The sequence below is a fragment of the Pseudonocardia hispaniensis genome, from assembly GCF_042658695.1.
In the GTDB taxonomy this organism is placed as follows: Bacteria; Actinomycetota; Actinomycetes; order Mycobacteriales; family Pseudonocardiaceae; genus Pseudonocardia; species Pseudonocardia hispaniensis.
In genome coordinates this window covers 12,596-30,944 of the sequence record NZ_JBHSQW010000030.1, presented here as the reverse complement: position 1 = coordinate 30,944, position 18,349 = coordinate 12,596, and the positions used below count along the sequence as shown (strand labels likewise).

Sequence of the window (18,349 nt, the reverse complement as noted above, 5' to 3'; positions counted from 1 at the left end):
AGCGCGAACGAGCCAGAGAATCTGCCATGCCATCAACTTCACCAGGCACGGCGATTCTGAACATCGCGGAAGAGGCTGAAACAAAGATCAACCAAAAGATTGATACGGCCTTCACGTGACTCACACTGTGTCGATGCCACAGCGACGGCTCCGCGGGGTCTGGAGACCTAGAGTTGCTGGCCGAGGTTGAGGAGCCAGTTCATCCAGGTGACGCCGGCTCCGGCGAGGACGGCGGCACCGAGGGATACGAGGACTCCGGTTCGGCCTTTGCTGGCGGTGGCGTAGTTGCCGTGGGCGGTCGCGATGGCCCAGACGATCGCGGAGACGATCAGCATGAGGACGGCGACGATGAGGACGAAGGTCAGGAGCGCTCCGACGACGGCGCGGAGGTCTCCGATGCCGCCCAGGCCGTCGAAGTCGGGGAAGACGCCCATCACGCACCCACTTTCACTGTGACGTGGAGGTGGTCGTAGTGGCCGCCGGTGATGGAGGCGGGGTCGTGCATGCCGCCGCCGTTGTAGGGTCGCCAGCCGTCGGCGTCGCGGGCGAGGGACCAGATTTGGCCTTGCCAGATGAGGTACTGGACGCCGAGTACGTCGGCGTTGTCTTTCATCCAGTTCGTCACTCGCCACCCAGCTTCGAGTTGCGCGGGGTTGGGGCGTTGGCCGATCTGGTTGCCGAAGGTGATGTCGCAGGCGCGTCCGAGGGGATGCTCGGACTTCGTGCCGGGGCGGGGTGAGTAGCAGCCCCAGCCGGTGTCGGGGAACGCGGCGAGGGTCTGCTGGTAGAGGTGCAGCATCCGTGCGGTGATCTGCCCGCTGGTGGTGGGATCGTCGACGAGCCGGTCGGGGTCTCCGTCGACACCGCCCGGTGCGCCGGGCGTGCCGGCGGTGTTGCAGGCGGCTGGTGATCCGCTGGTCGCGGTGGGGAGGTTCGCGGCTCCGTGCTGGTTGAGCCAGGCGGCGGCGTCGATGGCTTCGGCGCCTGTGCCGGCGGGGCGGACCTCGAAGTGCAGGTGGGCTCCGGTGCTCATGCCCGAGGAGCCGACATCACCGATGTGCTGCCCGGCGCTCACTCGGTCTCCGGCGTGGACATGGATGCCGTGCTGCCACATGTGCGCGTAGGCGGTCGCGACGGTCTGGCCGTCGATGGTGTGCTCGATGACGATGAGTCCGCCGTAGCCCCCGGAGAACTCCGCAACGGTGACCAGACCATCGGCGGCGGCGAGGATCGGGGTACCGTCGGGTGCGGCGAAGTCGGTGCCGGTGTGCAGTTTCTGTTCCCCGGTAATCGGGTGCGTCCGCATCCCGAACGGAGAGGTCAGCACCCAGGTGCCTTCCGGCAATGGGAACACCACCCGCGACGACGCGGACGCTGGACCACCTGCTCCGATTCCAGGCCCGCTACTACTGGTGAGGGCGGTGAGGATGCTCTCGGCGACGGGTTCGTAGTTGCGATAGCGGTCGGGGTAGGCGGAGACCTCGACGGCTTGAGCGGCGGAGCCTGGGTCCATCTGCTGCCAGCCGGGGATGTCGAGCAGTCCGCGTGGTGAGGGGTAGTTCGGGCCGGTCGGTCCGCCGAAGAACGCGCGGGCTTGGTAGGTGGGGTCCATGAGTTCGGCGACGGTTCCCCAGCCGGATTGGGGACGCATCTGGAACAGGCCGAGGCTGTCGTGATCGGAGCCGTTGCCGTCGTTGGGATAGTTCGCCGACTCGGGGTAGGTGCCGGTGTTGGTGAGCATCCGCAGCGTGGACTCGGTGAGCGCAGCCATGAGCGCGATCTTGATTCCGGGCCGTCCCACGTCGCCTTGGCTGTTGCCGATGGCGATGATCGTGGCCGCGTGCGTGAGCTGCTGACGGTTCAGGGTTAAGGTCTCGCCGTTCGCGGTGGTCACGGTGAGCGAGTCCGGGAGGGGTCCGAGGTTCACGGTCCCGGCGGGCGTGGCGCAGTGGGCGGCGGCGGGGTTCATCAGCACGCCGATGCCGAGCAGTGCCGCTGCGGGTGCGAAAAACATGAGCGCGAGGGCTGCGATGGCGACTTTGCGGAACACGACAACATGCCCGTTCAGTGCAGTGGGTTGTCGAGCTGCGACAGCCGCAGCAGGTGGCAGGTCGGATACGTCGGTGCGCAGACGACGAACACGGTGAAGACCACTTCGTGTTGCGAGGTGACGGGCTGCCCGTTCCAGACGCCTTCACGGTGGCGGGTGCCCTCGATCGTGACAGCGACCGTCCCAGGGGCGAGCTGCCCTGGCTGTGCCTGCCCGACGGCATCAGCCCACGCGTCGGGGACGAACGCGGCGTCGATGGTGAGTTGCTGGCTCGTGGCGTACTGCCGCAGTTCGATCCAGGCATCGCGGTTTGGCAGGTAGGCGGCGACGTCGGAGGCGAGCCCGGCCTGTTCGTCGCCGGAGGGGTCTCCGACCGCGAGGATCGCCGAGGTGTAGTCCAGCGGCCACAGCCCTGATGCGGTGTCCCAGGCGAAGAGCGTGGACGCGACCCCTTGCGCGAACTTGGCCGGGTCGGCCGAACGCGGCACCGCCGGAACCTGCGGTGCTCGGGGCGTGCTCGGCGGCACCGTCCGCGGTTCCGTCGTGACCGGGCCGGGCTCCGGATCGTCGGTGCTCGTCGGCGCATTGCGGGGGCCGGTGAGGAGTCCGTAGATGCCGACGCCGGCTAGGAGCAGCAGCACGATACCGGCGGCGATGAGGGCGACGAGTCGGCGGCGCTTCGAGGGATCAGTGGGTGCAGGGCTCATGCCGAGCAGGTGCGCACCCGCTGCCCGCGCCGGTGGTCAGAGGGCGCGCAGGCGTGGCCGCGCAGCGGTGTCTTCGCGGGCGGTGTGGAGGGTTTCGGCGAAGCGGGTGGTGCCTTCGACGGTGGCGAGGAAGTTGTCGAACTGTTCGTCGGTCAGCTCGCGCGCGAGGGTGTCGGCGTCGTAGTGGGTCCACCAGTTGGCCAGTTCGCCCCAGGTCTGCACGAACGCCCGTACTGGGTAGCGCACCGGTGGTGCGTCGTCGGGCGCGAGCGGCTTGAGTCGCGGCTTGGGCTTTTTGCCCTTCTTCATTGCGTTGGCGCGTGCGACGGCGTCCTCGGCGAGTGCGTGCATCGTCGCCTCACGTACCTCACGGGCAGCCTCCGCAGATGCGTGGATCGCCTGGTAGAGCGGATGCACCGGGTCGCCTGCCTCGATTCGCTTCAGCGCCGCCGCCGCTTCCGAGCGGAGCGTCTCAGGCTGGGTGGGGTTGGCGGCGATCTCTTCGATGTAGCCGACCTTCTCCAAGGTCTTGTACGACCCTCCGCCGGGGATCATCGCGGCGGCGAGTTCTCGTGCGTCGCCGAGCGCACCTGACGGTCCCGGAAATTTTCCGGGACCGTCGTTTCCCGGCTGGTTCTCGCTGCTGAACTGGGTAGCGGCCTTGCGGCGGGCGGCGTCTTCGGCCATGACCTGCTTGATCTCTCGGTAGAGCGTGGCGGCTTCGAGTTGGGTGTAGGGCTTGTGGAGCATGTTGTCGTCCTGCTCGGCGAGGAGCTGCCCGAGCCGGTCCGACAGGCCGCTTCGCACCCACACGTTGACGGTGCGCCAGCCGAGGCGTTTGATGGCGGCGAGGCGGCGGGCCCCGCAGACGAGTACGCCGTCGATGGTGATGGTTAGCGGTTGCAGGAGGCCGTCGCGTTCGATGGAGGCGGCCAGGGCGTCGATGTCTCCCAGGTCGGAGCGGTGCCGGGTGCCGACGATCAGGGAATTGACGGCGCGGTCGAGCTGGATGCTCCCGGTCTGCGGTTCGGTCACGACGGTTCACCGCCTCGACTGTTCGGGGCGGCCAGTGCGAGGGCGAGGATCAGGTCGTCGTCACGGAGCAGCAGGTCGAGGCTCTCGCCGAGCAGCAGCCGCAGCAGCACGCCGCGCCCGGTCGTGGTTGCCGCGTAGGCGGGGTGTGGGTTCCCGAGCAGTGCTTTGAGGAGGGCGGTCCAGGATCGGCGCGGCAGATCGAGCAGTGCCCGGGCGTGGCGGTCGCGGCGTAGTGCCTCGTAGGCGGACTGGCGGGTGCCGGCCTTCATCAACGCTCCACAGACGTGTTCCACCGACGCGCGGGCGGTGTCGGGTGGCCAGTCGAGCAGGCACAAGATCGCGATGGCATCCTCGGCAGCCGAGCTCGCGGACATGCACGCCTGCGCCGACCCGAGACTCTCGCGGGGCTCGGTGTCGATGTCGGAGGGGTGGGTGTCAGTGGTGTGGAACGCGGGATGGTAGTCGGCCAGCGCGGTGTCGCGGTCGGAGAATCGTTCGGGGTCGTGGAACGCGGAGACGTGCGCGCGGCGGGCCTGGTGCACCGAGCAGAGCAGGCCTTGGGCGCGTTCCTCGTAGACGCAGGTGATCCGCACGGCGTGGGTGATGATCGCCCACGGGTCGTTGGCTTCACGGGTCGAGCGGTACTGCATCGCGTCGAACGCCGCAGCGACCGCCTCCCAGGTGTCGAGCTTGTGCTTGCGGGCCAGGGCACGGTACTTGTCGGCGGCGAACTCCATCAGGTCGCGGGCCACCGGGTCGTGAACCCACGCGTCCTCACCGCCCTCATGGAGCCGGATCAGCAGGGCGCGTAGCCCTTCGCTGGTCGTGAAGTCCTCAGCCGGTTCTGGGAAGCCGGTGGTGGTTGTGGTCATGGTGTCGGCACCTCCTGGCAGGCAGGTGCGCACTCGCTCCCACGAGCGCGTCCTCCTGCCGTCGGGGCCATGACCTGTCACCACGCTCAGCCCATCGAGACCCCGGACCGGGACACCTGCCGCGTCACGGGGGTGCTGCTGTGCCCGAACGCCGAGATCGGTGGCAGCCGCCGGGCACGGTCCCCGAGGCGACGGACACCGGCACCGATCGGGGTGCGGGTGCGGCGTGCCAGCTCGGCCTGGAAGTCCAGACCACGGCCAGCGGCGTGTGCGGAGTGGCGGGCGATCAGGTCGGTCGGGCGCACCCACTCCACGCCCCGACCGCGAACGATCGCGTGCCGCTTGTCCTCGCGGGCGACCTGCGCGGCCCGCACCGCCTCCGGCACGGTCGTCGCGTCCACGGGCTCGGGACGCTCACGCGGTTCGTCGGGAACGGAGCGCGCCGGATCGGGCAGGTCGTGGTGCTGCTGGGGGTTGTCGGTGGTGTTCATGGGGTCGTCTCCTCCCGCTCGTCGGCGGTGTCGGTTGTGTCGGTCAGGTGCGCGACGGCGAACCAGCGGCCTACCGTCGAGGGATGCACGCCCAGCTCGCGGGCGATCCGCTTGTTCGACCAGCCCGCCTCCCGCAGCTCCCACCCGCGAGCCCGCCGATCCGTCGCTACTTCTGCGCTGCCCTCGTTGGGAGTGCTCAGGTCCGGGTCGCCGGATGGCAGCGTGGGCATCACTTCGGCTGCGACGTCGTGGAACGAAGCGCCAGCCGGTGGCCTCGTCTCGGTGGTGCGGGTGAGGATGACGGTGAGGTGGGTGATCGCGAGCAGCACGACCGGCGGGACGGCGGCGACGGATGCGGCGAGGATGCTTGGCACGTCGGCATCGGCCGCGACGACGGCATGGATCGCGTTCGCCGTCACCGAGACGAGCGCGCCGCCGACCAGCAGCGCCCACGGATACCAGGCCGAACGCTGACCCGCGAGCGCGACGACGGCGACGGTAGCGACGACGATGATGCCGTCCACGATCAGCGGCCAGGCCCACGCCTGCCCGGCCCCGATCCCGGAGCGCGCGGCGAGATCGGCCAGTGAGGTGAACGACAGCCAGAACGCGCCAGCGGCGATGAACACCGTCCCGGCGACCGCCGTGCTCGCGGCCCAGCGCCGCGCCTCGACCGCACGCATCACAGCCCCGCCCGCCCCGACATTGCGGACGGCGTGCTGTTGGCGCGGCCGCACCACCGGTACTCGCTCCGCGTCCCTCCGTGTGACTGGGCTTCGGGGCCGGGCTGGGTGGTTCGGTAGGCGGAGCGCACGGTCGTGGTGATCTCGCGATCACTCAAGCCCGCCGACTGTGCCGCAGCGCCCAGAGCATCGAGCGCGTCACCCGGTGAGGTGCCGTTCTCCGCGAGGCGGCACGCGGCCCAGAACAGCGAGCGGTTCCGCTCGCCCTCACCGCGCCCGGAGACCCACGCTGCGAGCCGCTCAGCATCCACGCCCATGGAGCTACCACTGGGATGGGCCGGAGTGACGGGGCGTGGGTCGAGGAAGTCCCGCAGCCTGGCCGCGTCCACGGGGCGGACCGAGTGCGCGGCGATGTCGGCGACTTTGTAGCGCTTCACGTTGCCGTCGATGGTCCGTTGGGAGGGAGGAGCGATGATGTAGCCGCCGTCGCCCCGGAAATCGACCCCGGCAGCGGCGGCGTGCCACGACCGCTGCTCGGTACCGGGTGTCGCTGGGAAATAGGCGTGCGTGCCGCCGGTGGGGGTGCGCACCAGAAGACCCGCTCCGTCCACGAGCCCCGCATCGGCGGCGCGCTTCCATGCCACGCGGCCATCGGTAGGGCCGTGAACATCGACATCCACCACGACGACACCAGATGCTTCGCCGGTCGGGATGCCGATGTTCGCGCTCGGGGTGCGCGACCACCACGTGGAGACTTGCGCGGCGTCGCTGCTCGCGTCGAGGAACCCGCGACGGGTCAGCGGACGCTTCCCCTCGACCAGGCACGGGAACACGGGCACGCCAGCCGAGGCGAGGTTGCGTGCTGCGAGCGCGAGGCCCGGTGCGCCATCCGCTCGGATCAGCGCCGCAAGAACGTCGAGTGGGTCGGGCATCACAGCCCCCGCCCTGCCAGCACCGGCACACCCGGCGCGCGCTCCGGCTCCGCCGATGGCGCGGGAGAAGCCACCGGCTTCACGGCAGCCGAGGTGCGCGCGGGGGTGTCGCGTTCGATGCCGGGTGGGGTGCCATCACCGACTTGGAGGGTGTCGAGCTGGTCGAGGATCGCCAGCGCGGTCTTGCGGACGCGTTCGCCGGTGGCCTGCACCACCTGGGCGAGCTCTTGGCCGTCCACGCGGGCGGCCCAGGTCGAGACGTACGGGATCGTGTACCCGGCGGTGTCCATGCCGTGCGCGGCACCGATCATCAGCGCGACGCTCTCGGCTTCGACCTCGCGGATACCGCGATGCTGCCGAGCCTCCTCGTCGTCGGGATCGTGCATCAGCACATGCGCCATCTCGTGCGCGAGGGTCTTGACCTGCGCGGCAGGGTCCATGTTCTCCCGCACCGCGACCGTGCGCGCCTCGTAGTCGGTGACGCCGTTCGCGCCGAAGATCATGCCCTCGTGCTCCACCCGCAGCACCTCGAACCCGGCAACGCGAATCTGCCCGGCTATCCCCTCCCACAGCCCCGCAGGTGCTTCGCCTTCCAGCAGCGTCGGCGTGGGCGTGACCGGGAGTGGTTCGCCGTCGGTCTGGGAGGCGTCCCAGACGTAGGCGGGGCGTGCGCCGACCATCCGTGAGCGCACCACCTCGCCGGCCTTCGGCTTCTCCCGCGGCCCCAGCCGACGCCACGAGCCCGCATCGGAAGGCGTGGCCGTGGCGAACCGGCCCGTCACGGGCGCGAAGATCATGTACCCGGCCTGGCCCTTCATCACCTGACGACCCAGGCTCTGCCACTGCCGGTACCCGGCAACCAGCGTCGGGAACGGCTCCGGCACCCGGCCCGCCTCGAACGCCGCCTCGTGCTGCACCCAGATCAACATCGTGTTGTTGAACGAACGGCTGCGGAACCGGGCAGCAAACGCCAAAGCCTGCCGCCAGTCATCGCCCGAGACCAGTGCTTCGACAGCGCCGGTCAGCTTCTCGTGCAGCTCGTCGAGCTTCGCCTCCCGCGCCGCCCGGGCGTCCTCGTTCGATGCCATGCTCCGGCCTCCTCTTCGGTGAGCCGCGACGCGAGTGCGCGCGGCGGTACACCTTCCAGGTGGGCGAGAACACCCGCCGCCATGCCGTGAACCGGACATCGTTCACCTCCTTGAGGCAGACCAGGCGGAGACCACGCCCAGCGTTGAGCATGCTCAAAATGTCCTGGAGTCCTGTTCTAACACCGACCGTTGAGCATGCGCAAGCCTTGATTTGTGCATGCTCAACGAGTAGGTTTGAGCATGCACAACCACCCGCGAGGGTGGACTACATCGATGCCTTGCCCGTCGCGAAGGGAAGGGGGTCAGCCATCATGACCGAAGACGAGAGCCAGGCTGCGGCTGAAGACCTCGCCAAGCGTCTGCGGCTCCTGATGGATGTCGCCGTCGCCGAGTCCGGCTCCGAGCCCACCTACTCGCAGATCGCGGACTACCTCAAAGAACGAGGCACCAACCTGTCCCGGTCGCGCTGGACGTACATGGTCAACGGCCACCGCTGCGTCCAAGACCCCGCCGTCTTCGAAGGACTCGCTGCGTTCTTCGATGTCGATGCTGCCTTCCTGATGGGTCAGGACGGCGCCGCCACCCCCGAGAAGGTCGCCGCGCAGCTCGACCTCGTTCGGTCCATGCGTGCCGCGAAGGTGAAGTCCTACGCCGCCCGCACCCTCGGCGACATCTCGCCGAAAGCACTCCACGCCATCACCAAGTTCCTGGACGAGGAAATGAGCCACATGCCCGAGCACTGACAGGTGTCGCGCGACACGGTGCCGATACCGGTCCCTGCTCTCCACAGGGAGGGGCGAACCGTGAATATCGAACAGACAGTATCGGCGGCCGTCGCGGGCCTACAGCTCGGCAGCACCTTCACCCTCGACGACCTCCTCACCGCAGTACGCGCGCGCCGAAACCGCCGCCTGCGCATCGTCGAGCTCGCCGACCTCGACACCAGCGACGGCATCTGCGCGGTCTGGCTCGTCACCGACACCGACGACATCGTGCTCCACGCCCGCAGCGACTCCGCGCTGCACCGCCAGCAGTTCGTCCTGCACGAGTTCGCCCACATGATCCTCGGCCACTGCGAAGGCCAAGACTGCGCCGCCGAGGACGTGCTCCTGCCCAACATCCCGCCCTACACCCGCGGACGCCTCCTCAAACGGCAAGACATCGACTGCGACACCGAGATCGCCGCCGAGTCCCTCGCCGACCGCCTCGCCGCAGGCATCCGAGGATCGGTGTTCGCCGAAACCCGCTACTCGGAGGTCTTCGGATGATCCAGACGCTCGTCGCGGCGCTCATGTGGGCGCTCGTGGCGAGCCTGCTCATTTTCCGCCGTAAGCGCGCCGACCGCAGCATCACCTACGCCGCGATCACCATCGCCATCGCGATGACCCTAAACGTGGACGCCATCTACACCACCGCCGATCCACTGCTCGGCGGCACCAACATCGCCACCCTCATCGCGGACGCGCTGCTGATGACCGGGCTGTTCTTCCTCGGCCGTGGCGTCATGCGAACCGGCGAATACCGGCCCCGCCTCGTCCGCGCCGTCGTCAGCATCCCCATGCTCGCAGTCTCGCTGCTCGCGATCACCGTCACGTTCCTGTTCATCGACCGCGGCACGACCACCACCCAGTTCATGAGCGACCTCGGAGACGAACCCGCTGCCGCGGCCTACTCGATCATCAACTTCGTCTACGGCGGCATCGTCATCGCCACCATGCTGACCCTCGCCGCACGGCAGTACCGCAACAGCAGCGGCATCCAACGACTCCCCGCCGTGCTCCTCACTCTGGGATCGGCGTTCGGCGTTGCCTTGTGTGTTGCGGTGATCGTCATGGACATCGCCCACGTCACCGGCCAGCTCGACCTCATGCACGCTGTCCAGCCCACCTACGGGCCGCTCTCGCTGCTCACGTTCCTGTTCCTCTGCGCCGGCTTCGCCGTCCAACCAGCCGTCCGCCGCGCCCAGCACTACCTGCGCGACAAGCGTACCGCCGCCCTCGCCGCCGACCTGGAGCCGCTCTGGAACCGGGCCACGAGCGTGCGGCCAGGACTCAGCCAAGCAGACCCACTCGCCACCAGCGCGGACGACGCGGAAGGACGCCTGCACCGAGAGATCGTCGAAATCCGTGACGCGATGATCGACCCGCGCATCACCTTCGACACCAGCCGAGCCGAAGTCGCTCTGCTGGAGCGCGCCGAAAGCCACCTCCTCGGATACACCCGAACCGCAGTCGCTTCGCCTGCTGGGACCGACGAGGACGGTGCGCCGTGATCCGCCGCCTCACTCTCGGGATCGGCGTCGCGACCGCAGCTGCCGCAGGCGTCGGGTGGACCATCGTGCGACAGCTCACTGCACCCGTCGGGCCACGAAGGTTCGACCTCATCGTCCACGGCATAGAGCACGACAAGGACGGCGACCTGATCGTCCTCGACCGCACAGACCAGAGCACAGCAGACGGCATCTACAACCTCTGGTTCGAGCACGGCGGCTGGGCACAGCTCTCAACAGAAGTCCACGATCGCGGGCCAACCAGTGTCGCGCGAAGGATCACCGGAAGAGCGCCCGGCCTCGCGCCGAAGGCCGGTGATCGCGCCTCGTGGAGCGGCATCTACTACGTGACCCCGCACGAAGCCGGACTCGATGCACGCAGCATCACCATCACGACCCCCGCAGGGCAATGTCCGGCCTGGCGCATCGATGGCGACCCTTCGACCTGGGCCATCCACATCCACGGACTCGGCAGCACCCGCGCCGGCACCCTCCGCGGCATCCTCGCCGCAACCGACCTCGGCTACACCTCCCTCGTCGTCACCTACCGCAACACCGAAGAAGGCCCCCGCGTCGGCACCGGCCGATCCACCCTCGGCCACACCGAGACGACGGACGTTGACGAGGCCATCGGCTACGCAGTCCGGCGAGGTGCCCGACAGATTGTGCTCTTCGGCTGGTCAATGGGTGCCGCCATCGCTCTGCAGCTCACCGACCGGCCCCGACACGAGGGCTTGATCGCTGGGCTCGTACTCGACTCGCCAGTCCTCAACTGGACCGAAGTCATCAAGACCAACTGCGCGCGCAGCGGAATACCCGCAGCAGCCGCACGCCTCGCGATCCCGTGGCTCACCATCAACCCGCTCGCTCGGGGAGTCGGGTTGCTGGGCCGCATCCCACTTCCCGCCTTCGACTGGACATCCCGAGCCGCAGAACTCACCACGCCGACCCTGATCCTCCACGGCACCCGAGACGACTCCGTACCGATCCGGCTCTCACAAGCGCTCCGAGCCGCACACCCAAACCTCGTCGACCTGGAGACCTTCGACGCCGGCCATACCCTCTGCTGGAACACCGACCCCGACCGATGGCGGGAAGCCGTGACCGCATGGCTCAAGTCGCGTGTCCCGCGCTGATCGGCCAGGTCGAACCCCACCCTCGACACCCGCCTCGTTCGGCCACGCCCGGAGAAACCCGACTCAAGCCGCACCTCCGCCGGTATCCTTGGGAGTGTTGGCCTGCCTGGGCCATAGAGCGAGGGAGGACCAACGTGGCTGAGCCGTGGCTGTCCGCAGACGACATTGCCGCCCACCTCGGGGTCACCAAAGACACCGTCTACACCTGGATCGCCGAGAAGGCCATGCCCGCCCACAAGGTCGGACGACTCTGGAAGTTCCAAGCCAGCGAGATCGACGAATGGGTCAGGGCAGGTGCTGCAGCCAGCGACGCAGAGCCCTCGATAGCCGCAGCGGTTGTCAGTGGTCAGCCCTACCCTGATGGCGACGAGGCAGATGAGGAGGCGCGCGGATGACGTTGAGCGAAGCCCAGCGACTGGTGAAGTCCAAGCAGCGTGTCGCCGACCACGGCGAGGTGTTCACTCCCGGGTGGATGGTTGAGGACATGCTCGACCTGGTGAAGCACGAGTCGGAGCGGATCGACTCCCGCGTTCTGGAGCCCGCCTGCGGCTCCGGGAACTTCCTCGTCCCCGTGCTGGCTCGCAAGCTGGTCACCGTGCAGCTCCGCCACGGCAAGAGCGAGTTCGAGAAGCGCCACTACGCCCTGTTCGCACTCATGTGCACCTACGGCATCGAACTCCTCAGTGACAACGCGGGAGAGTGCCGCCACAACCTCGCCGAAGTGTTCAACACCTTTTTGGGCATCGACGACAACGACGAGTGGGCACAGGCAGCACGCGCAGTCCTAGAGGTCAACATCGTCCAGGGAGACGCGCTGACCATGACAGTGCCGAGCGGGAGGCCGATCACCTTCCCGGAGTGGGGGTACATCGGAAAGGGCAAGTTTCAGAGGCGAGACTTCCGCTACGACGACCTCACGCAGCGCGCCTCCTACGAAGGCACGCTATTCGGTGAACTGGACGACGACGATCTCTTCGTTCCTGCGCAGACCTACCCGATGATGACTGTTCGCCAGATCGCCGAGGCAGCCCAGTGACCCTTGCACCCTTCACCTTGCGCGGGCACAACCCGGATGTCCTGACGTGCATCGCGAACCTCTCGAACGATGAGGTCTTCACTCCACCAGAGTTCGCGAACCAAATGCTCGACACGCTGGCCGCTGCGTGGGCGGATGCCAACGATGGTGAGGACATCTGGGCCAACCCCGACGTGACGTTCCTTGACCCGTTCACCAAGTCCGGTGTCTTCCTTCGCGAGATCGTCCGGCGGCTTACCGATGGACTGATCCTGACGATTCCAGACTTGGCGGAGCGCGTGGATCACATCCTCACCCGCCAAGTCTTCGGCATCGGGATCACCCAGCTCACCGCGCTGTTGGCGCGCCGCAGCGTGTACTGCTCGAAGTTCGCCAACGGGCCGCACTCGGTCGCCGAGTCCTTCACGACCGAAGACGGCAACGTCTGGTTCGAGCGCACCGAGCACACCTGGGGTGGCGGGAGGCGTGAGTTTCGGGCCGACCCGCTGACCAGTGAAGAGATCACGGTCTACACGAACCGTAAGTGCATCTACTGCGGTGCGGGCGAAGACGACTACGCACGCGGCGACGACCTGGAAACACACGCATACGCCTTTATCCATACCGACGACATCAAGGCTCGCATCGCCGAGCTGTTCGGAGACAACATGCAGTTCGACGTCATCATCGGCAACCCGCCCTACCAGTTGAGCGATGGTGGGCACGGCACGAGCGCCGCGCCGATCTACCAGTTGTTCGTCGAACAGGCTAAGAAGCTTGACCCTCGCTTCCTGTCGATGGTTATCCCCTCACGATGGTTTGCCGGAGGGAAGGGACTGGACGAGTTTCGGGAATCGATGCTTGCCGATGGCCGCCTGCGTTCGATTGACGACTACCTCAGTGCGGCGGACGTGTTTCCCGGTGTCGGACTCAAGGGCGGCGTCAACTACTTCCTCTGGGATCGTGACCACCCCGGCGAATGTGAGGTCACGACGCACTTCAAAGGCTGGGAGGACTCGAAGGCCAGAAGGCCGCTTCTCGAAGAGGGTGCCGACATCCTTATTCGGTTCAACGAGGGCGTTTCCATTCTCAAGAAGGTAGTGGCTACCGACACTGGCCGTGCAGACGGCCGTCTCTCGCTACCTGCCGAGCAGCGGTTCGAGGAATTGGTCAGTTCGCGAAAGCCGTTCGGTCTGGAGACAACGTTCCGCGGCAAGTCGACTCGCAGTGCTGGTGATGTGCTGGTCTACCAGAACGGTGCCCCGGGCTACATTTCGCGAGATGCTATTCCCTCCGGCGCCAGCTTGGTGGACAAGTGGAAGGTCTTCGTCGGATACGCGGCTCCCGGCACCGGAAACAAGGACTCGTACCCGCATCGAGTCATCAGTACCCCATTTCTGGGCGAACCTGGCACGATCTCATCGGAGACGTACCTGTGCCTTGGTCCGTTTGATTCCAAACGCGAAGCTGAGAGCGCGCTGTCGTACCTTTCATGCCGGCTGCCTCGCCTGCTGATCCAGCTTCGCAAGGCCTCCCAACACGTGACAAGTAAGGTCTACGGTTTCGTTCCTAAGCAGGAGTGGACGCACCGCTGGACGGACGCGGACTTGTACTCCAAGTACGGCCTGACCGACGAGGAGATCGACTTCATTGAGAAGGTTGTGCGCCCGATGGACCTAGACGCAGATGAGTAGAGACCTCGACGAGCTTCTTCCCGAGAGGCCGACGGCTCGGCTGCGCATCTATGCGTGGTCGCCGAACGATCCACCGGCGGGGTACGCGGGGCTGCTCAAGGTAGGGCAGACAACCAAGGCGGACGTGAACGCACGCATCCGCGAGTCTCAGGGTCAGATGCAGCAGGCGTACACGCTGCATGTCGATGAACTCGCGGAACGGGACGACGGGTCGCTCTTCCGGGACTCGGACGTGCGCCAGCGGCTGATCGACAAGGGCTTCGAGAACCCGATCTTTGGTTCGGCCCGTGAGTGGATGCGGTGCACCCCGGAGGACGTGCTCACGGCGATCACCGAGCTGCGTACCGGTGTGAAGCTCACTGGCACTCATCACGAGACGTTCCCGATGCGCCCTGAGCAGGCCAGCGCCGTTGAGAAGGCGGAGGGCTACTACGAGTCGATCTGGGCGGAGGACGCTCAAGCGGTGCCCCGGTTCCTGTGGAACGCGAAGATGCGCTTCGGGAAGACCTTCGCGTCCTATCAACTTGCCAAGAGACTCGGCGCGAAGCGTGTGCTTGTGGTGACCTTCAAGCCCGCGGTCGAGGACGCATGGCAGACCGATCTGGAGTCTCACGCAGACTTCGACGGATGGCAGTACCTCTCCTCAGCGACGGGCGGTAGTCCCGACGATGCAGACAAGACGCGACCGCTGGTCTACTTTGGGTCGTTCCAGGACCTTCTCGGACGCGACCGGAAGACGGGGCTCATCAAGGCGAAGAACGAGTGGGTCCACACCACCAACTGGGACCTCGTGATCTTCGATGAGTACCACTTCGGTGCCTGGCGCGAGTCCGCGAAGGAGCTGTTCGAGGGCGAGGACGAGAAGGTCAAGCAGAAGGAGCTCGCCGCCGAGTATCACGACGGTCTTGTCGCCTTCGACGAGGAGCTCGATGAGCTCGGCAACGACGAGGACGACTTCCTGCCGATCACCACCCGCGCCTACCTGTACCTGTCGGGAACCCCGTTCAAGGCGCTCGCGACGGGCGAGTTCATCGAGGAGCAAATCTTCAACTGGACCTACACCGACGAGCAGCGCGCCAAGGCTGCCTACGCGGCGGCCCATCCCGACGCCTGGAACCCGTACGGCGCGTTGCCCGAGATGCGCCTGTTCACCTATCAGATGCCTGACGAGCTGATCGCCGTTGCGAACCAGGGCGAGTTCGACGAGTTCGACCTCAACGCCTTCTTCGAGGCCACCGGCACCGGCAAGGGCGCCGAGTTCGTCCACAAGACCGATGTGCAGAAGTGGCTCGACATCATCCGTGGAGCACACCTGCCCACCCAGGTCGACGCGATGCGGATGGGCACCCGCCCGCCATTCCCATACTCCGACGTCCGGCTCCTGCCATACCTCCAGCACTCGTTCTGGTTCCTGCCGAACGTCGCCGCGTGCGATGCGATGGCGAACCTGCTGGCCGAGAAGCAGAACGCCTTCTGGCACGACTACGAGGTCCTCGTCGTCGCCGGCCCCAGCGCAGGCATCGGGCTCGACGCGCTCCCGCCGGTGAGGCAGGCGATCGCCGACGGCCACGACACCAAGACGATCACCCTGTCCTGCGGGAAGCTCACCACGGGTGTCACGGTCAAGCAGTGGTCCTCGATCCTGATGCTGCGCAACCTGAACTCGCCCGAGACGTACTTCCAAGCCGCGTTCCGCGTCCAGTCCCCGTGGTCCATCAAGAACCCCGACGGCAACGACCCGAACGCCGAGGCCGTCCTCAAGCCCGTGTGCTTCGTCTTCGACTTCGCCCCGACCCGCGCACTGCGCCAGATCGCCGACTACGGCGCCGGGCTCTCCCCAGAGACACCGAACCCAGAGCAAGCCGTTGAGGAACTCGTGAAGTTCCTCCCTGTTCTCGCCTACGACGGCTCCAACATGACCCAGGTCGATGCTGGCGGCATCCTTGACATCGCCATGTCGGGCACCTCAGCAACGCTGCTCGCGCGCAAGTGGGAGTCCGCGATCCTCGTCAACGTCGACAACGACACCCTGCGCCGCATCATGAACAACCCCGACGCTCTCAACGCCGTCATGAACATCGAGGGCTTCCGCGCGCTCGGCAACGACATCTTCGAGACCGTCGTGAACAAGAGCGACGCGGTGAAGAAGGCCAAGAAGGAGAAGGGCGAAGACGCCACCCCGGCGGAGAAGAAGGAACTCACCGCCGAGGAGAAGGAGTACAAGTCCAAGCGGAAACAGATTCAGGACAAGCTGGTCAAGTTCGCCACCCGAATCCCGGCATTCATGTACCTGACCGACTTCCGTGAGAACACTCTCCAGGACGTCATCACCAAGCTCGAACCGGGGCTCTTCCGAACCGTCACCGGGCTGACCGTTGAGGACTTTCACCTCCTCGTCAACCTCGGCGTCTTCAACGCCACCCACATGAATCAGGCTGTCTTCGCGTTCCGCCGTTACGAAGACTCGTCCCTGTCCTATACCGGAATCGAGTCCCACAAGGGTCTGCGCCACTACGGCCTCTACGACACCGTGGTCGCCATCGATGACGAGACAATCGCCTGACCTTCTGCCAGCCTGACCGAGAGATACAGCATGTCCTTCCAGACTCCGCGCAGCATCGAGGAGATGCTCACCGCCATCCACAAGCGCGAGTACCTGATGCCCGCGATCCAGCGCGAGTTCGTCTGGGGTGCCGACCAGATCACCAAGCTCGTCGACAGCCTCATGCGCGGGTACCCGGTCGGCTCGTTCCTGCTCTGGGATGTCAAGCCGGAGACCGCCCAGTCGTACACGTTCTACGAGTTCTTGACGAACTATCACGAGCGGGACAACCCCTACGCAGACAAGGCAACGGTGCCTTCCGGGAGCGGCACCACCGCTGTCCTTGATGGGCAGCAGCGCCTCACTTCGTTGAACATTGCCCTGTACGGCAGCTACGCGGAGAAGAAGAAATATGCGTGGTGGAACAGCGCTGATGCCTTCCCCGTCAAGCGCCTCTATCTGAACCTCGTTGATGAGCCCGACGACGAGGAGCTGGGGACGAAGTATGACCTGCGGTTCCTCACGGACCGGGAGGCAGCCCCTGCCGAGGGCGAGGCCAACAAGTGGTTCCGTGTCGGGGCGGTGCTCGACCTCGCCAACGCAGGCCCGGCGATCATGCGAGAACTGGAGCAGCGTGGGATCGCAGGTTCGGCCGACGCCTTCCAGCGGCTCTACGACCTGTACGAGGCTGTACGTGTCTTGAAGCCGATGAACTACTTCCTGGTCACAGATCAGGATGCCGACAAGGTGCTGGAAATCTTCGTGCGGGTCAACAGCGGCGGGACCACCTTGTCGTACTCCGACCTGCTGCTGTCGATGGCGACGAACCAGTGGCAAGAGCTGGATGCCCGAGAAGAGGTCCGCTCCTTGGTGTCGGAGATCAACAGCAACGCCGGGCGACAGTTCTCCTTCTCGAAGGATGTTGCGCTGAAGACGGCGCTGACGATCGCCGATGTCGATGTGCGGTTCAAGGTCACCAACTTCACGCAAGGGAACATGGCGAAGGTCGAGGCAGCCTGGCCTCAGATCAAGGGCGCCCTGCTCCGAGCCGCCACCCTGCTCCAGCAGTTCGGGTACAACGAGCGCAACCTGACAGCGAACAGCGTGATCGTGCCCGTGGCGCACTACCTGCACCTGCGAGGTGCGGGCGACTCCTATCTCGATTCCACTGCGGACGCGGCCGACAGGCTGGCCCTCCAACGATGGGTGACCCGCTCACTCGTCAAGCGCGGCATCTGGGGATCGGGTCTCGACACCCTCCTGACCCGCATCCGCGATGTCCTCCGCACGAACGCGGAGGGCGGCTTCCCGGTAGCAGCGGTCGAGGAGGCCATGGCGGCGGTCGGCAAGAGCCTCGCGTTCGACAACGCTGAGATCGATGAACTGCTGAACCTCAAGTACGCCGGCCAGCGGACGTTCTCAGTTCTCTCAGTGTTGTATCCCGGGCTGGACCTGAGCAAGAAGTTCCACGAGGATCACATCTTCCCGAAGTCGCGCTTCACCAAGAAGAAGCTCACCGAGGCAGGTGTTCCTGCCGACAAGATCGATGACTACCTGGCGGTCGTGAACCTCCTGCCCAATCTCCAGCTCCTCGCAGGTACCGCGAACATCGAGAAGCAAGACAGCCTCCCTGCCGCATGGATCGAGGCCGCGTTCCCCAGCGAGGACAAGCGGGCGACGTACCTGGCCGAGAACGACCTCGACGGACTCCCGCTCGACCTCGGCGACTTCACTGCGTTCTTCGAACAGCGCAAGCAGCGCATCCGGACCCGTCTCCTCGCCGCTCTCGGGACGACACCGGGCACACCAGCGGACGAGCCACCCGCGTAGTCGCC

General features: G+C 66.4%; 18 protein-coding genes. 9 read left to right on the top strand and 9 right to left on the bottom strand.

Translation table 11 applies throughout. The features are described from left to right. Window positions 1-167: 167 nt before the first annotated feature. The 9 genes from ACFQE5_RS14015 to ACFQE5_RS13975 all read right to left on the bottom strand — a co-directional run bounded on the left by ACFQE5_RS14015 (window position 168) and on the right by ACFQE5_RS13975 (window position 7,957). On the bottom strand, window positions 168-434 hold the full coding sequence (locus ACFQE5_RS14015; RefSeq protein ID WP_379585348.1) for a DUF6112 family protein: 267 nt from the start codon (window positions 432-434) through the stop codon (window positions 168-170). After that, window positions 434-2,014, bottom strand: a complete 1,581-nt coding sequence (locus ACFQE5_RS14010) for a M23 family metallopeptidase (RefSeq protein WP_379585347.1) — start codon at window positions 2,012-2,014, stop codon at window positions 434-436. The genes ACFQE5_RS14015 and ACFQE5_RS14010 overlap by 1 nt, the downstream gene beginning before the upstream one ends. A 50-nt stretch (window positions 2,015-2,064) precedes the next feature. After that, the gene (locus tag ACFQE5_RS14005; RefSeq protein ID WP_290713152.1) at window positions 2,065-2,757 is read right to left on the bottom strand and encodes a hypothetical protein; all 693 of its coding nucleotides are present in this window, start codon (window positions 2,755-2,757) and stop codon (window positions 2,065-2,067) included. A 36-nt stretch (window positions 2,758-2,793) separates the two neighbouring features. Continuing rightward, complete coding sequence (locus ACFQE5_RS14000) at window positions 2,794-3,792, bottom strand: ParB N-terminal domain-containing protein (RefSeq protein ID WP_379585346.1); 999 nt, start codon at window positions 3,790-3,792, stop codon at window positions 2,794-2,796. Continuing rightward, window positions 3,789-4,664 carry a hypothetical protein gene (locus ACFQE5_RS13995; protein ID WP_379585345.1) on the bottom strand — a complete coding sequence of 292 codons (876 nt, stop codon included), beginning with the start codon at window positions 4,662-4,664 and terminating at the stop codon, window positions 3,789-3,791. Before ACFQE5_RS13995 ends, ACFQE5_RS14000 begins: the two co-directional genes overlap by 4 nt. An 86-nt stretch (window positions 4,665-4,750) precedes the next feature. Continuing rightward, window positions 4,751-5,155, bottom strand: coding sequence for a hypothetical protein (locus tag ACFQE5_RS13990; protein ID WP_379585344.1), 405 nt, complete (start codon window positions 5,153-5,155; stop codon window positions 4,751-4,753). Beyond that, window positions 5,152-5,838 (bottom strand): DUF2637 domain-containing protein, encoded by a 687-nt coding sequence (locus ACFQE5_RS13985; RefSeq protein WP_379585343.1) that lies wholly within the window; start codon window positions 5,836-5,838, stop codon window positions 5,152-5,154. Before ACFQE5_RS13985 ends, ACFQE5_RS13990 begins: the two co-directional genes overlap by 4 nt. Beyond that, entirely contained in the window at window positions 5,838-6,770 is a 933-nt protein-coding gene (locus tag ACFQE5_RS13980; RefSeq protein ID WP_379585342.1) for a bifunctional DNA primase/polymerase, read from the bottom strand. Before ACFQE5_RS13980 ends, ACFQE5_RS13985 begins: the two co-directional genes overlap by 1 nt. Continuing rightward, a complete protein-coding gene (locus ACFQE5_RS13975; RefSeq protein ID WP_379585341.1) occupies window positions 6,770-7,957 on the bottom strand; it encodes an ArdC-like ssDNA-binding domain-containing protein in 1,188 nt (395 codons plus the stop codon). Before ACFQE5_RS13975 ends, ACFQE5_RS13980 begins: the two co-directional genes overlap by 1 nt. Before the next feature lie 161 nt (window positions 7,958-8,118). Between ACFQE5_RS13975 and ACFQE5_RS13970 the strand changes: the two genes are divergently transcribed. The 9 genes from ACFQE5_RS13970 (at window position 8,119) to ACFQE5_RS13930 (ending at window position 18,344) form a co-directional block, all read left to right on the top strand. Beyond that, the gene (locus tag ACFQE5_RS13970; protein ID WP_379585340.1) at window positions 8,119-8,601 is read left to right on the top strand and encodes a hypothetical protein; all 483 of its coding nucleotides are present in this window, start codon (window positions 8,119-8,121) and stop codon (window positions 8,599-8,601) included. A gap of 60 nt (window positions 8,602-8,661) precedes the next feature. After that, entirely contained in the window at window positions 8,662-9,126 is a 465-nt protein-coding gene (locus ACFQE5_RS13965; RefSeq protein ID WP_379585339.1) for a hypothetical protein, read from the top strand. After that, entirely contained in the window at window positions 9,123-10,130 is a 1,008-nt protein-coding gene (locus ACFQE5_RS13960; RefSeq protein ID WP_379585338.1) for an MAB_1171c family putative transporter, read from the top strand. Before ACFQE5_RS13965 ends, ACFQE5_RS13960 begins: the two co-directional genes overlap by 4 nt. After that, complete coding sequence (locus ACFQE5_RS13955) at window positions 10,127-11,263, top strand: alpha/beta hydrolase family protein (protein ID WP_379585337.1); 1,137 nt, start codon at window positions 10,127-10,129, stop codon at window positions 11,261-11,263. Before ACFQE5_RS13960 ends, ACFQE5_RS13955 begins: the two co-directional genes overlap by 4 nt. A gap of 134 nt (window positions 11,264-11,397) precedes the next feature. Further along, entirely contained in the window at window positions 11,398-11,658 is a 261-nt protein-coding gene (locus ACFQE5_RS13950) for a helix-turn-helix domain-containing protein (protein ID WP_449301275.1), read from the top strand. Next, window positions 11,655-12,299 carry an N-6 DNA methylase gene (locus ACFQE5_RS13945; RefSeq protein ID WP_379585336.1) on the top strand — a complete coding sequence of 215 codons (645 nt, stop codon included), beginning with the start codon at window positions 11,655-11,657 and terminating at the stop codon, window positions 12,297-12,299. The genes ACFQE5_RS13950 and ACFQE5_RS13945 overlap by 4 nt, the downstream gene beginning before the upstream one ends. Then, window positions 12,296-13,972, top strand: a complete 1,677-nt coding sequence (locus ACFQE5_RS13940; RefSeq protein WP_379585335.1) for an Eco57I restriction-modification methylase domain-containing protein — start codon at window positions 12,296-12,298, stop codon at window positions 13,970-13,972. The genes ACFQE5_RS13945 and ACFQE5_RS13940 overlap by 4 nt, the downstream gene beginning before the upstream one ends. Continuing rightward, on the top strand, window positions 13,965-16,535 hold the full coding sequence (locus ACFQE5_RS13935; protein WP_379585334.1) for a DEAD/DEAH box helicase family protein: 2,571 nt from the start codon (window positions 13,965-13,967) through the stop codon (window positions 16,533-16,535). Before ACFQE5_RS13940 ends, ACFQE5_RS13935 begins: the two co-directional genes overlap by 8 nt. A 63-nt stretch (window positions 16,536-16,598) precedes the next feature. Beyond that, a complete protein-coding gene (locus ACFQE5_RS13930) occupies window positions 16,599-18,344 on the top strand; it encodes a DUF262 domain-containing protein (RefSeq protein ID WP_379585333.1) in 1,746 nt (581 codons plus the stop codon). The last annotated feature ends 5 nt before the right edge of the window (window positions 18,345-18,349 follow it).

Bases quoted from the DNA above. Each gene is read 5' to 3' on its own strand.
- ACFQE5_RS14015 (WP_379585348.1), bottom strand. From the start codon at position 434: ATGGGCGTCTTCCCCGACTTCGACGGCCTGGGCGGCATCGGAGACCTC.
- ACFQE5_RS14010 (WP_379585347.1), bottom strand. From the start codon at position 2,014: ATGTTTTTCGCACCCGCAGCGGCACTGCTCGGCATCGGCGTGCTGATG.
- ACFQE5_RS14005 (WP_290713152.1), bottom strand. From the start codon at position 2,757: ATGAGCCCTGCACCCACTGATCCCTCGAAGCGCCGCCGACTCGTCGCC.
- ACFQE5_RS13995 (WP_379585345.1), bottom strand. From the start codon at position 4,664: ATGACCACAACCACCACCGGCTTCCCAGAACCGGCTGAGGACTTCACG.
- ACFQE5_RS13990 (WP_379585344.1), bottom strand. From the start codon at position 5,155: ATGAACACCACCGACAACCCCCAGCAGCACCACGACCTGCCCGATCCG.
- ACFQE5_RS13985 (WP_379585343.1), bottom strand. From the start codon at position 5,838: ATGCGTGCGGTCGAGGCGCGGCGCTGGGCCGCGAGCACGGCGGTCGCC.
- ACFQE5_RS13980 (WP_379585342.1), bottom strand. From the start codon at position 6,770: ATGCCCGACCCACTCGACGTTCTTGCGGCGCTGATCCGAGCGGATGGC.
- ACFQE5_RS13975 (WP_379585341.1), bottom strand. From the start codon at position 7,957: ATGTCCGGTTCACGGCATGGCGGCGGGTGTTCTCGCCCACCTGGAAGG.
- ACFQE5_RS13960 (WP_379585338.1), top strand. From the start codon at position 9,123: ATGATCCAGACGCTCGTCGCGGCGCTCATGTGGGCGCTCGTGGCGAGC.
- ACFQE5_RS13945 (WP_379585336.1), top strand. From the start codon at position 11,655: ATGACGTTGAGCGAAGCCCAGCGACTGGTGAAGTCCAAGCAGCGTGTC.
- ACFQE5_RS13935 (WP_379585334.1), top strand. From the start codon at position 13,965: ATGAGTAGAGACCTCGACGAGCTTCTTCCCGAGAGGCCGACGGCTCGG.
- ACFQE5_RS13930 (WP_379585333.1), top strand. From the start codon at position 16,599: ATGCTCACCGCCATCCACAAGCGCGAGTACCTGATGCCCGCGATCCAG.